The 13,464-nt window shown below is 65.9% G+C and carries 10 protein-coding genes; 8 read left to right on the top strand and 2 right to left on the bottom strand.

Going from position 1 to position 13,464, the window contains the following annotated elements; genetic code table 11:
* Nucleotides 1–65: 65 nt before the first annotated feature.
* Both FBT96_RS02220 and senC read right to left on the bottom strand, forming a co-directional pair.
* Complete coding sequence (locus FBT96_RS02220) at nt 66–620, bottom strand: ActR/PrrA/RegA family redox response regulator transcription factor (protein WP_013065792.1); 555 nt, start codon at nt 618–620, stop codon at nt 66–68.
* Between the two features lie 52 nt (nt 621–672).
* Entirely contained in the window at nt 673–1,338 is a 666-nt protein-coding gene (senC, locus tag FBT96_RS02215; RefSeq protein ID WP_136904758.1) for a cbb3 -type cytochrome c oxidase assembly copper chaperone SenC, read from the bottom strand.
* Nucleotides 1,339–1,435: 97 nt separating this feature from the next.
* Here senC and regB point away from each other — a divergent pair, with 97 nt between their 5' ends.
* The 8 genes from regB to trxA all read left to right on the top strand — a co-directional run bounded on the left by regB (nt 1,436) and on the right by trxA (nt 13,355).
* Complete coding sequence (gene regB, locus FBT96_RS02210) at nt 1,436–2,821, top strand: sensor histidine kinase RegB (protein WP_249306217.1); 1,386 nt, start codon at nt 1,436–1,438, stop codon at nt 2,819–2,821.
* Between the two features lie 84 nt (nt 2,822–2,905).
* Nucleotides 2,906–4,513, top strand: a complete 1,608-nt coding sequence (locus tag FBT96_RS02205; RefSeq protein ID WP_136904756.1) for a PAS-domain containing protein — start codon at nt 2,906–2,908, stop codon at nt 4,511–4,513.
* 39 nt (nt 4,514–4,552) lie between these two features.
* On the top strand, nt 4,553–5,029 hold the full coding sequence (gene tsaE, locus FBT96_RS02200) for a tRNA (adenosine(37)-N6)-threonylcarbamoyltransferase complex ATPase subunit type 1 TsaE (RefSeq protein WP_136904755.1): 477 nt from the start codon (nt 4,553–4,555) through the stop codon (nt 5,027–5,029).
* Nucleotide 5,030: 1 nt separating this feature from the next.
* Nucleotides 5,031–6,032 carry an aminoglycoside phosphotransferase family protein gene (locus tag FBT96_RS02195; protein WP_136904754.1) on the top strand — a complete coding sequence of 334 codons (1,002 nt, stop codon included), beginning with the start codon at nt 5,031–5,033 and terminating at the stop codon, nt 6,030–6,032.
* Complete coding sequence (locus FBT96_RS02190) at nt 6,008–6,700, top strand: nucleotidyltransferase family protein (RefSeq protein ID WP_136904753.1); 693 nt, start codon at nt 6,008–6,010, stop codon at nt 6,698–6,700. The genes FBT96_RS02195 and FBT96_RS02190 overlap by 25 nt, the downstream gene beginning before the upstream one ends.
* Complete coding sequence (addB, locus tag FBT96_RS02185; protein WP_136904752.1) at nt 6,687–9,620, top strand: double-strand break repair protein AddB; 2,934 nt, start codon at nt 6,687–6,689, stop codon at nt 9,618–9,620. Before FBT96_RS02190 ends, addB begins: the two co-directional genes overlap by 14 nt.
* A complete protein-coding gene (gene addA / locus FBT96_RS02180; RefSeq protein ID WP_136904751.1) occupies nt 9,617–12,982 on the top strand; it encodes a double-strand break repair helicase AddA in 3,366 nt (1,121 codons plus the stop codon). The genes addB and addA overlap by 4 nt, the downstream gene beginning before the upstream one ends.
* Before the next feature lie 52 nt (nt 12,983–13,034).
* Complete coding sequence (trxA, locus tag FBT96_RS02175; RefSeq protein ID WP_013065783.1) at nt 13,035–13,355, top strand: thioredoxin; 321 nt, start codon at nt 13,035–13,037, stop codon at nt 13,353–13,355.
* The last annotated feature ends 109 nt before the right edge of the window (nt 13,356–13,464 follow it).

Here is a 13,464-nt window from a genome sequence, read left to right as displayed (position 1 = left end):
AAATCCTCCAGTGAGTGGTTTCATGGATATCGAATATTATGTTCGCGCAATCAAGATATATTTGTTTATCGCGGGCTGCGTTTGGCCAAAATCCGCTGCAGCGTGCGACGGTGCATATTCAGACGACGTGCCGTTTCCGAAACATTGCGGTCACAAAGCTCGTAAACGCGCTGGATATGCTCCCACCGCACGCGGTCGGCGCTCATCGGATTTTCCGGCGGCGGCGGCAGGGCTTCACCCTTGGCCAAAAGCGCATTGGTGATGTCATTCGCATCGGCCGGTTTCGACAGATAATCCGTCGCGCCCATTTTCACCGCCGCAACGGCGGTGGCAATGGCGCCATAGCCGGTCAGCACGACGATCCGCGCCTCGGGGCGGCGTTCGCGCAGGGCTTCCACCACTTCCAGACCGTTGCCGTCTTCCAGACGCAGGTCGATCACCGCATAGGCCGGTGCCCGGTTCTGCACGATCGCCTTGCCGGCCGAAACCGTTTCGGCAATTTCCGTCTGAAACCCGCGCTTTTCCATCGCGCGCGCAAGGCGGGTCAGGAACGCATTATCGTCATCGACCAGAAGCAGCGACCTGTCGCTTCCGAGTTCGGCGAATTCCTCTTCGGCCATGGCTCCCCCCTTTCACCCTCTTTTTCGGTTCTAAAGCTATATTTTGCGCTGGTCAATTTCCGTTGCCCGCCGCGGGGGTATCCCCGGGGGTCTGCAGCGCGTCAAGGAAGCATCCGACACTTTCGGCCACCCTTTCGGGCGTGGCATCGCGATCATAATAATCGAGAAAGCCAAGCTTCGGATCCATCAGATAAGTCTGGGTCGAGTGATCGACCAGCGTCGCCGGATCGCCGGGATTGCGGATCAGGTAATAGGCCCGGTAGGCCCGCACCGCCGCGTCGATCTGCTCGGGCGTTCCGGTCAGGCCGATCATTTTCGGGCTCATCAGATCGGTGAATTCCGTCAGCACGGGCGGCGTATCCCGCGCGGCATCGACGGAAATGAACACCGGCGTCACCTCATGGCCGCGTTTGGCCAGCAGATCGACGGCGGCGGCATTGCGGGTGCTGTCGATCGGGCAGACATCCGGGCAATAGGTGTAGCCGAAGTAGACGAGGCTGGGCCGGGTGATCACGTCGCGGTCGGTCACGGGGACGCCGGTTTCCGAAACCAGCGTGAACGGGCCGCCGATCTGCGCCGAGGCGCTGCCGGTGCCCGTGCGGCAGGCGGCAAGGCGATCCGTCTGCGCGGGGAGGAAGGACACGGCGGCAGAGATGCCAACCACGACGACGACGGCTGCCGTGGCAGCCAGCGCGGCGGTCTTGCTCGAAACGTTCATCGCCTCTCCTTCACGTGCTGGAGATTGATTGCGCAGCGCAACGGGAATATCAAGGGGTTGCGGTAAGGGTGAGACGGTGGGGACGACGATGGCAGATATGATGAGGGCTGTCGACCGGCCGGAATTCGACATGTCGGCAAGTTTGAGCCATCAGGAATGGGTCCGGCTGCGGACGCTGATCCTGTTGCGCTGGGCCGCGGTGGTCGGTCAGCTGGCGGCGCTGATTGCGGCTTATGGCTATTACGACATCGCGTTGAACCTGCCGATGTGCATCGGCACGATCGGTTTCGCGGTCGCGGCCAACATCGCGGCGATCTATCTTTACCCGGAATCCCGGCGGCTGTCGCAGGCCGAGGTGACGGCGACGCTGCTGTTCGACACCGCACAGCTGGCGCTGTTGCTGTCGCTGACCGGCGGGCTGAACAACCCCTTCGCGCTGTTGATCCTGGTGCCGGTGACGATTGCCGCGACGGCGCTGAAGCTGCGCCCGACGCTGCTTCTGGGCGGGGCGACGATCGCGATGATCACCTTTGTCGCGGTGTTCAACGAGCCGCTGCAGACCCGCGACGGCGGCTATATCGGGGTGCCGCCGATGATCGAATTCGGCTCCTGGGTGGCGATCGTGATCGGCGTGATCTTCCTTGGCGCCTATGCCCACCGGATCGCGCAGGAGATCCATTCTATGTCAGATGCGCTGTTTGCCACGCAAATGGCGCTCTCGCGCGAGCAGAAACTGACCGATCTGGGCGGGGTTGTGGCGGCGGCGGCGCATGAGCTGGGCACGCCCCTTGCGACGATCAAGCTGGTCTCGACCGAACTGGCCGAGGAGCTGATCGACGATCCCGAATTGCATGACGATGCGGTGCTGATCCGTGAACAGGCCGAACGCTGCCGCGACATCCTGCGCTCGATGGGGCGGGCGGGCAAGGATGATGTGCATCTGCGCACGGCGCCGCTGCTGGCGGTGCTGCGCGAGGCCGCCGAGCCGCATCTGGACCGTGGCAAGATGATCTATTTCGACGTCGTCCCGGGCGAGGGCGGATCGGAACGGCAACCGACGATCTATCGCTATCCCGAGCTGGTGCATGCGCTGCGCAACCTGATCCAGAACGCCGTCGATTTCGCGCAGACCACGGTCTGGGTCGATGCGGAATGGACCGATCGCAGCATCATCGTGCGCGTCACCGACGACGGCCGCGGCTATTCGCCCAGCGTTCTCAACCGCATCGGCGATCCCTTCATCTCGACCCGCTCGGCCGAGCGCAAGGAATACGAGGGCATGGGGCTCGGTCTGTTCATCGCCAAGACGCTGTTGGAGCGCACCGGGGCGAAGCTGCGATTCGCGAACGGCTCCGAGCCCTATCAGAAGAATGCCCCGGTGCCGCGGCGCTCGGGCGCGGTGGTGGAGCTGCGCTGGCACATCGGCCGTCTGATCGCCCCCGAAACCGGGCCGCTGGGCGAGAATGTTCCGATCACCGCCTGATGATCATAATTGCTCGTTAACTTAACGGCACATTAACCTTTATTCATCAATCATGACTGCGGGACAGGCGAGAGGGCTGCAGTCATGCAGATTGAGATTTTCCAGGCGATGCTGATCGTTGCGACCTCGGTCGGATCGTCGCTTCTGGCGTTGCTGCTGCTGAGCATGGTTTCGGCGCGCAAGACCGGCCCGGATGCACGGGTGGCGACGCATCCGGTGCTGGAACAGACGGTGTTCCTGTTTGACGATCAGGATCTGGTTGACGCGACCGGCCCGGCGCGGGCGCTGCTGGAGGCCTCGCCGATGGCTCTGTCGGATTGGGCGCGCTTCCTTGCCTTTGTCGCGCCGCGGTTCGACGGGTTCGAGGCCGTGATGCTGACCCTGGCCGAACGCGGCCGGATCGAGCTGGTGTCGAAACCCGAAGAGGGACGGCGGACGCAGATCAAGCTGATCGCCGAAGAGGTGAATGGCCTCGCGCGACTCACCCTCATCGATCCCGAGGCAGAGGGCCGTGGCGTTCTGGTCGACGGCCTGTCGCAACGCGCGCTGGAAGACGAGCTGGACCTGATGCGGCTGACGCTCGACCGGGCGCCGACGCTGATCTGGCGCGAGGACGAGACCGGCACGATCACCTGGGCGAACCGCGCCTATGTGCTGCGCTCGGGCGCCTTTGCCGAGACCGAGGAGGCCATGCTTTGGCCCTTGCCGCGGCTGTTCCAGATGGATGAAAACGCCCGGCACACCGGACCGCGGCGGCTGCGCCTGGATGATGGCGATCAACGGGCGGCCTGGTTCGATTGCCATTCCTTCCCGATGGACAAGGGCGCGCTGCATTTCGCCCTGCCGGCCGACTCGACGGTGCGGGCGGAAAAGGCGCTGCGCGACTTCGTGCAGACGCTGACCAAGACCTTTGCCGATCTGCCGATCGGTCTGGCGATCTTTGACCGGTCGCGGCAGCTGCAGCTGTTCAACCCGGCGCTGATCGATCTGACCCAGCTTGGCACCGATTTCCTGTCGAACCGGCCGACGCTTTACGCCTTTCTCGACCGTCTGCGCGAGGCGCGGATGATGCCCGAGCCGAAGGATTATCGCAGCTGGCGGCTGAAGATGACCGAGCTGGAACAGGCCGCCGCCGCGGGCTTCCATTCCGAAACCTGGATGCTGCCCTCGGGTCAGACCTATCGCGTCACCGGCCGTCCGCATCCCGATGGCGCCGTGGCCTTCCTGTTCGAGGATATCTCCTCCGAAGTGTCGCTGACCCGCCGCTTCCGGGCGGAACTGGAACAGGGCCAGGAAATCCTCGACATGATGAGCGAGGCGGTGGCGGTGTTCCAGCCCTCGGGCGAGCTGACGGCCTCGAACGCCGCCTATGACCGGCTTTGGGGCGTGGAAACTGACACGTCGCTGCGTCGCACCACCATTCTGGATGCGGTCCGGCTCTGGCAGGGCAAATGCGACGGCTCGGACCTTTGGGCGTCGGCGCGGGGGTTCAACAACCGCATCGGCCAGCGGTCGCTGATCGAGGGAACGGTGCGGCGTCGCGAAGACGGCATGATGATCGGCTGCCGCTTCGCGCCGATGACCGGCGGCGCGATGATGGCCAGCTTTCTGCCGAAGGGTGTCGTGACCCTGGACCCGCACAGCCGGGCGATCTTCGACGAGGAACGTCCGGTGAAGGTTCTGGCCAGTTAAGGGGCTTGCCGCGGGGGGCAGGGCCGCTAGAGTGCGGCCATGCAAAACGCCCCCGTTCTTCTGTCTCTCGATCTGCCCGATGCCGATGCCACCGAAGGCTTCGGCATCGCGATGGCCCGGCTGTTGCGGGCCGGGGATGTGCTGTTGCTCGAGGGTCCGATCGGCGCGGGCAAGACCCATTTCGCCCGCGCGCTGATCCGCGCCCGGCTGGGGGTGACCGAAGACGTGCCCTCGCCCACCTTTACCCTGGTGCAGGTTTATGGCGCCGATCCCGAGATCTGGCATGCCGATCTTTATCGCCTGACCCATCCGGATGAAGCCATCGAACTTGGTCTGGAGGAGGCTTTCGACACGGCGATCTGTCTGATCGAATGGCCCGAACGTCTGGGCGATCTGGCGCCCGAAAAGGCTCTGTTCCTGCAGTTTTCGTTGGTTGAGGCCGGTGTATCGCGGCGGGTTCGCCTGCGCGGCGCGGCCGATTGGGTGCCGCGTCTGACGGCTTTCGGGCAGGCCTGACATGGCCACGACCGAGCCCGAAATCTCCGCTTTCCTGACCCGTTTCGGCTGGGCCGAAGCCGCGCGCCGCCCCCTGGCCGGGGATGCCTCGGCCCGCCGTTACGAAAGGCTGCATCGCACCGGCAGCACCGCCGTTCTGATGATCGCCCCGCCGGGCGAGGAAATGCGGCGGTTTCAGCGCATCGACGCCTGGCTGCTGGCGCAGGGCTTTTCCGCGCCGCGGATTTTCGGCATCGACACCGAGACCGGGCTGATGCTGCTTGAAGATTTCGGCGACGATCAGCTTGCCCGGCTGTTGCGGCAAGATCCCCAAGCCGAGGCCGGGCATTACGCCGCGATCACCGATTTCCTGCTCGATCTGCACCGCCTGCCGCCGCCCGATTTCGTTCCCCGCCTTGATGCGACGGGTCTTGGCGCGCTCGTGTCGCTGGCCCGCGACTGGTATCCGCTGCGCGATCCCGCCGCGGCCGAGGCGATCGCGCCCCTTGTCACCCGCCTGTGCGAGGACCTTTCTCCGTTGCCGCCGGTTCTGTCGCTGCGCGATTTCCACGCCGAAAACGTGATCTGGTTGCCCGGTCGCAACGGCGCCGCGCGTCTGGGCCTGCTCGACTTTCAGGATGCCGTTGCCACCCATCCGGCTTACGATCTCGTCTCGGCCCTGCAGGACGCCCGCCGCGACGTCTCGCCCGCCATCATTGCCGCCGAATTGCACCGTTACGCCGCCGGGCGCGGGCTGGATGCGGCGGACCTCGGGCAGGCCTTCGCCGTGATCGGGGCGCAACGGGCACTGCGCATCCTTGGCATCTTCGCGCGGCTCTGTCTCGGCCTCGGCAAGCCCGGTTACGTCGATCTGATCCCGCGGGTCTGGGACCAGTTGCAGCGCAATCTGGCCCACGAAGCCCTTGCGCCGCTGCGCGCGGTGGTGACACAAGCGCTGCTGCCGCCCGATGCGGCGCTGCTGGAAAGGATGAGACGGCAATGCGGTCAACACCCGATGCGCTGATGCTTTTCGCGGCCGGTCTTGGCACGCGGATGCGCGAATTGACCCTGCACCGGCCGAAACCGCTGCTCGAGGTGGCGGGCAAGCCGCTCCTGGACCATGCGCTTGATCTGGCGCGGACGGCCGGTATCGGTCGCGTCGTCGCCAATGTGCATTATCGCGCCGATCAGATCGTCGCGCATCTGGCCGGAACCGAAGTGTTGTTGTCCGACGAAACCGATCTTCTGCTGGAAACCGGCGGCGGGCTGCGCAAGGCGCTGCCGCTTCTTGGTCCCGGGCCGGTTTTCACCCTCAACACCGATGCGGTCTGGACCGGGCCGAATGTGCTCGGCGCGCTTTCGCAGGCCTGGGACGGCGATCGGATGTCCGCCCTTCTGGCGCTTGTCCCGCGCGAAACCGCGCTGGGCTACACCGGTGCCGGGGATTTCGCGCTGGCGCCCGATGGCCGGATCAGCCGCGGCACGGGCTATGTTTATACCGGGGCGCAAATCCTGACTCCGGCTGGAATAGAGACGATTCCGGATCCGGTCTTCTCGCTCAATCTGCTCTGGAACCGGATCCTCTCCGAGGGGCGCGCCTATGGCATGGTGCATCCCGGCGGCTGGTGTGACGTCGGCCGCCCCGAGTGCATTTCGCTTGCCGAGGGGCTTTTGTCAGATGCCGCCCGCTGATCCGCATGTCTTCGCCCTGCCGCCCGGCGTCGATTTTGCGCGCGACCTGGTGCGTGGCCTTGTCCATCGGATGCGGGATGAACCGCCCGAAGCGATGGCCCGCGTTCGGCTGATCCTCAACGCCGGGCGGATGAGCCGACGTGTCCGCGAGGAATTCGACGGCCTTGGCACCCGCTTTCTGCCCCGGATCGAGCTGGTTTCGGATCTGGCCCGGCTGCCGCTGCCCGGGCTGCCCGCGCCGGTTCCGTCGCTGCATCGCAAGTTGGAACTGGCCTGCCTGGTGGACCGTCTCGCCCGCGGCCTGCCCGGGTTCGAGACCGGATCCGGCATTTTCAGCCTGACCGACAGCCTGCTGGCCCTGCTGGCCGAGATGCAAAGCGAAGGCGTGCATCCCGACGTTCTCGAACGTCTCGACATTCAGGCCTCGCATGCGGAACATTGGCGCCAAAGCCTGGCTTTCATCCGCATCGTGTCGCGCTATTTCGAGACCGAGCTTGACACCGAGGGGCGGCAGCGACGTGTCGTCGAGACGATGGCGCGGATCTGGGCCGAAAATCCCCCGCTGGACCGCATCATCCTTGCGGGCTCCACCGGGTCACGCGGGGCGACGCGGCTTTTGATGCAGGCGGTCGCCTCTCTGCCGCAAGGCGTTCTGGTCCTGCCCGGCTTCGATTTCGACATGCCCGAGATGGCGTGGAACAGTCTCTGTTCCGGCCCGGTTCCGATCGAAGATCACCCGCAATTCCGATTTCGTGCCTTGCTGGACGGGCTGGCGCTTTCGCCGGCGCAGGTGGCCCGCTGGACCGAAACGCAACCGGACGCGCCTGACCGCAATGCGCTGGTCTCGCTGGCGCTGCGCCCCGCGCCGGTCACCGATCAATGGATGCGGGAAGGGCAAGCCTTTTCGGATCTGCCCGCCGCCTGCGCGCAGATGGCGCTGATCGAGGCCGTCGATCCGCGCCAGGAGTCGCTGGCGATCGCGCTGGTTCTGCGGGAAGCGGTGTTCCGGGGGAAAAAGGCGGCTCTGATCAGCCCCGATCGCATGCTGACCCGTCGCGTCGCGGCCGCCTTGGACCGCTGGTCGATTGTTCCCGATGATTCCGCCGGTCAACCGCTGCCGCTGACCGCGCCCGGCCGTCTGATCCGGCATCTTGCGCGGCTGCTCGGGCGCAAGATCTCGATGGAAAGCCTGCTTGTCATCCTCAAACACCCGTTGGTGGCGACGGGATCGGCCCTGCGCGGGGCCCATTTGCGGCTGACGCGCGAATTCGAACTCGCGTTGCGTCGCAAGGGCCCCGCCTTTCCGGATGCCCAGACCTTGCGCGCTTGGGGCGGAACCGATGATCCCGAGCGGCAGCAATGGTGCGATTGGCTGGCGGCCTTGATCGACGCCGTCCCCGCCGGTGGAGATCATCCGATTTCAGCCTGGTTAGAGACGCTTTTGGCTCTTCTCGACGGCTTTGCCGCGGGGCCGGGCGGGACCGTTGCCGCAAGCGAACTCTGGTTGGGCGAGGCCGGTCAGGCGGCGTTTCGAACCCTCTCCGATCTTGCCGCGCAGGACGAAACCGGGCTTGGCCTCAGTGCTGCGAATTTCGCCGATCTGATCGACACGCTTTTGCAAGACGTTCAGGTGCGCTCGACCCTTGCGGCGCACCCGCTTGTGTCTTTCCTTGGCACGCTCGAGGCGCGGGCGCATGGGGCCGAGGTGGTCATTCTCGCCGGTCTGAATGAAAAAAGCTGGCCCGAGGCGCCGTCGCCCGATCCCTGGCTCAGCCGGAAAATGCGGCTTGATGCGGGTCTGTTATTGCCCGAACGGCAGATCGGCCTTTCCGCGCATGACTTCCAGCAGGCGATTGCGGCGCCCGAAGTCGTGCTGACCCGCGCGCGTCGCGACAGCGAGGCGGAAACCGTGCCCTCGCGCTGGTTGAACAGGCTCCTCAACCTTGCGGGGGGCTTGACCGCGGCGCACGGCCCCGAGGCTTTGGCGCAGATGCGGGCGCGCGGCGCGCGGTTCCTGGACATGGCGTCCCGGCTTGATCTGCCGCCCGAGCGCATCGCGCCCGCGCCCCGGCCTGCACCGCGCCCGCCGGCCGAGGCGCGTCCGCGCCAGCTTCCCGTGACCGCGATCAAGACGCTGATCCGCGATCCCTATGCGATCTATGCCGCGCGAATCCTGCGCCTGCGCCCGCTGGACCCGCTGAAACCCGGTCCGAATCCGCGTCTGCGCGGCGAGGCGCTGCATCGTGTCGTCGAGGCGTTCGTCAAGGGGTTTGATCCGGCAAAAAGTCTCGAACAAAGCCAAAAACACCTCTCCGAACTTGCCGAGACGGTGTTGCAGGAGATGATCCCCTGGCCTTCGACGCAACGGCTCTGGCTGCATCGTCTGCTCAGGATCGCGCCGCAGCTGGTCGCGCAAGAAGCGCAGCGGCGCGCGGAAGCGACGCCGGCGGTGATCGAGACCTCGGCCTCGATCGAGCTTGGCGTCTCGGGGGTCACCTTGACGGCGCGGCCGGATCGCATCGATCTGCACGATGACGGCACCGCGCTTGTGTACGATTACAAATCCGGCCCCCCCCCGAAAGAGGCGGAGGTCCGGCATTTCGACAAGCAGCTTCTGCTGGAAGCGGCGATGATCGAACGCGGCGCCTTTGCCCAGATCGGGCCGCGGCAGGTTGCGGGGATGAGCTATGTGCATCTGGGCGGCAGCGGCGAGTGTCGCATGCTGGCCCTTGGTCGCGACGATGTCGAACAGACCTGGACCCGGTTGCAGGGGCTCATCACGCGGTATCTTGAACGGTCGCAGGGCTTCGCGGCCCGACGGGCGATGCAGATGAGCCGCGATCTCGGAGATTATGACCACCTGTCCCGCTTCGGCGAATGGGATATCACCGATGTGCCGGTTCCGGAGGATGTCGGATGACCACGCGCAACCCCGCCAGCGAACGGCAGGTTCAGGCCGCCGATCCCGCGGCCTCGACCTGGCTGGCCGCCAATGCCGGATCGGGCAAGACCAAGGTGCTGACCGATCGTGTCGCAAGGCTGCTTTTGGCCGGAACAGAGCCGCAAAAAGTTCTGTGCCTGACCTACACGAAGGCCGCCGCGGCCGAGATGCAAAACCGGCTTTTGAAGCGCCTTGGCGACTGGGCGATGCTGCCCGATGCCGATCTGCGGGCGCAACTTGCGGCTTTGGGCGACTGCGGGCCTTTGGATGCGGAAAGCCTGGCCCGGGCGCGGCGGCTTTTCGCGCAGGCGATCGAGACCCCGGGCGGGTTGAAGATCCAGACCATCCACGCCTTTTGCGGCGCGCTGTTGCGGCGGTTTCCGCTGGAAGCCGGGGTCTCGCACGGTTTTGCCGAAATCGACGACCGCACCGCCGCGCGGATGCGCGAGGAGGTTCTGGAAGAGATCGCCTCAGGCGCGGATCGGCCGGTGTTCGATCGCTTCCTGCAGCTCTTCACCGGCGCCGATCTGACCGGCATGATCGCGGAAATCAGCCATGACAGAGACGCTTTTTCACGTCGGGTGACCGAGGCCGACCTGCGCAAGGTGCTGGGGCTTCCCCCGGATCTGCGCCTCGATACCCTGCCCGATGCGGTCTTTCTGCCCGGCACCGATCGGGTGATTGCCGAGGCGATTCCGCTGCTGAAAACGCAATCGGCGACGATGAAAACGCTGGCGGCGCAGCTGTCGCAGCTTGATCTCGTGGCGCCGGGGCCGACGGATCTGACGCGCCTTGCCGATCTTTGTCTCGTCAAGGATGGCAGCCGTGTCTCCTCCAAGCTTCTGACCAAAGGTGCGATCGAGGCCTTCGGTCCCGATCTTGCCGAGGACTTCCTTGAGACGGCCGAGCGGGTACGTTGGGCGAAAGAGCAGCAAAATGCCCTTGCGACGCTTTTCCGGACGCTGGCGTTGCATGAGTTCGCCCAGGTGCTGCTGCGCGCTTTGGCGTTGAAGAAGGCGCAGGGCGGCTGGCTCGATTTCGACGATCTGATCGACCGGGCCGGGGCGCTTTTGTCCGATCCTTCCGTGGCGCAATGGGTGCTGTTCCGGCTGGATGGCGGCATCGATCACATCCTGGTCGATGAGGCGCAGGACACGTCACCCGGGCAATGGCGGGTGATCGAGCGGCTGGCCGACGAATTCACCTCGGGTGACGGGGCGCGGGACAGCCGCCGCACGATCTTTGTGGTGGGGGATCGCAAGCAGTCGATCTATTCCTTTCAGGGCGCCGACCTCACCCATTTCGAGGCGATGAAGAGCCTGTTTTCCGCCAAGTTCGAGGCGATTTCCCGTCCGCTTCAGGATGCGGCGCTGCTGCATTCCTTCCGCTCGTCGCTGGCGATCCTGCGGCTCGTCGATCTGACCTTCCGCGGCGATCCCGCGCTGGCGCTGGGCGGTGCCCCGGAACATCTGGCGTTTCACGACAACCTTCCCGGCCGGGTCGATCTTTGGCCCGTGGTGCCGAAACCCGACAAGACCGAACCCGAGGCCTGGGACGATCCCGTCGACCGGCCCGGGGCCGATACCGCGCCCGTCGTGCTGGCCCGGGCGATTGCCGCCGAGATCCGCGCGATGGTGGATGCCGGGGTGCAGCTTCCGGGGCGCGACGGTCCGCGGCCGGTCAGCGCCGGGGATTTCCTGATCCTTGTGCAACGCCGGTCCGGGCTGTTTTACGAAATCATCCTCGCCTGCAAGGCGCAGGGCCTCGAGGTTGCCGGGGCGGATCGGCTCAAGCTTGGCGGAGAGCTGGCGGTCAAGGATATCGTCTCTGTTCTGGCCTTTCTGGCGACGCCCGAGGACGATCTGTCCCTGGCCGAGGCGCTGCGATCGCCGCTGTTTGGCTGGAGCGAGGACCGGCTTTTCCGTCTGGCGCAGCCGCGCAAGGGCTATCTTTGGGCGGCGCTGCGCGAGGCGGGCGACGAGGCCACGCTGACCGTGCTGCGCGATCTTCTGGATCGGGCGGATTTCCTGCGCCCCTATGATCTGATCGAGCGGCTTCTGACCCGGCACGAGGGCCGCAAGCGGCTGGTGGCGCGGCTGGGCGCCGAGGCCGAGGAGGGGATCGACGCGCTGATCGCGCAGGCTTTGGCCTATGAACAGACCGAAGTGCCCAGCCTGACCGGCTTTCTGGTCTGGCTCGGCGCCGACGAGATCGAGATCAAGCGACAATCCGACAGTGCGGGCACCGCGCTGCGGGTGATGACGGTGCATGGCTCGAAGGGGCTCGAGGCGCCGATCGTGATCCTGCCCGACACGGCGAAGCTGCGCAATTCGCAGCGCGGCGAGGTGCTGGCGGCCGAGGGCGTTCCGTTCTGGAAATCCGCCGCGGCGACGCTGCCGCCCGTGCTGGCGCAGGCGCAGGCCGAGGCTTTGGAGCGGCAAAGACACGAACGGCTGCGGCTGCTTTATGTGGCGATGACGCGGGCGGAGAAATGGTTGATCGTCGCCACCGCGGGCGACGAGGAGGAGGGCGCCGAAAGCTGGCATGCGCTGGTGTCCGAGGGGATGAAAGCGGCCGGAACAGAGACGGTTTCGGCGCTGTCCGAACCCTTGCAGGCGCTGGGCCCGGTCTTGCGGTTTGCGCATGGCGACTGGCCCGAAAATGGCACGCCGGTCGCCGCCGCCGAGGTGGCGCGGATCGACCTGCCCGACTGGGCGCGGGACCGCGTTTCCGCCGTGCCGAAAGCGGCCAAGGCGCTGTCGGCCTCGGATCTGGGCGGGCCGAAGGCCTTGCCCGGGGAAACGGCGGACCTTTCGACCGAAGCGGCGATGCTGCGCGGGCGGCAGTTGCACCTGCTGTTGGAACATCTGCCGCAAGCGCCGTCGGAAACCTGGCCGGATCTGGCGCAGTCGCTGCTTGGTTTCGGCCCTGACAGAGCCTTTCCCGACGAAATCGACGCGCTTCTGACCCGGGCGCGGCAGGTGCTGACGGCGGTCGAACAGGCCGGGTTCCTTGGCCCCGACACGCTGGCCGAGGTGGAGCTGACCGCCGAGCTGCCGGAACTGGGCGGGCAGCGGCTGCACGGGATCATCGACCGGCTGCAGATCGGGCCCGACCGCATCCGGGTGCTGGACTACAAGTCGAATGCCGTCGTGCCGAAAACCGCGGCCGAGGTGCCGCTGGGGCTGACGCGGCAGATGGCGGCCTATCGCGCCGCGCTGCGGCAGATCTATCCGGGCCGCGCCGTCGACTGCGTTCTGCTTTGGACGGCAACGGGCGCGGTCATGCCGTTGGGTGACACTCTGTTGGAGGAAGCCCTGCTTTCCGCCACAGCATCTTGACGCGCGGCCGGGCCAGACCTAGCTTCCCCCAACCCTCAATCTGGAGAATCCCATGGCTACCGTCGCCGTCACCGATGCCACCTTTGACGCCGAAGTGCGCCAATCCGACCTGCCCGTCGTCGTCGATTTCTGGGCGGAATGGTGTGGCCCCTGCAAGATGATCGGCCCGTCGCTGGAAGATCTGTCGACCGAGCTTGCCGGCAAGGTGAAGATCGTCAAGGTCAATGTCGACGAAAACCCCGACAGCCCGGCGGCGCTGGGCGTGCGCGGCATTCCGGCGCTGTTCCTGTTCAAGGACGGTCAGGTCGTTTCGAACAAGGTCGGTGCCGCGCCGAAAGCCGCGCTGCAGGCCTGGATCGAAGCCTCGCTCTGATCGCTGCACCATCGACTTCGGGGCGCCTTCGGGCGCCCTTTTGCATGCGCGCATTGCGTCATCTTGCAAGCCGTGCGCTCCCCGCACATATCTGCGCAAACGGAGGGCA

The organism is Rhodobacter capsulatus, from assembly GCF_005144475.1.
Taxonomy (GTDB): Bacteria; Pseudomonadota; Alphaproteobacteria; order Rhodobacterales; family Rhodobacteraceae; genus Rhodobacter; species Rhodobacter capsulatus_C.
The sequence above is the reverse complement of the archived record's forward strand: the minus strand, read 5'-3'. Positions and strand labels throughout refer to the sequence as shown.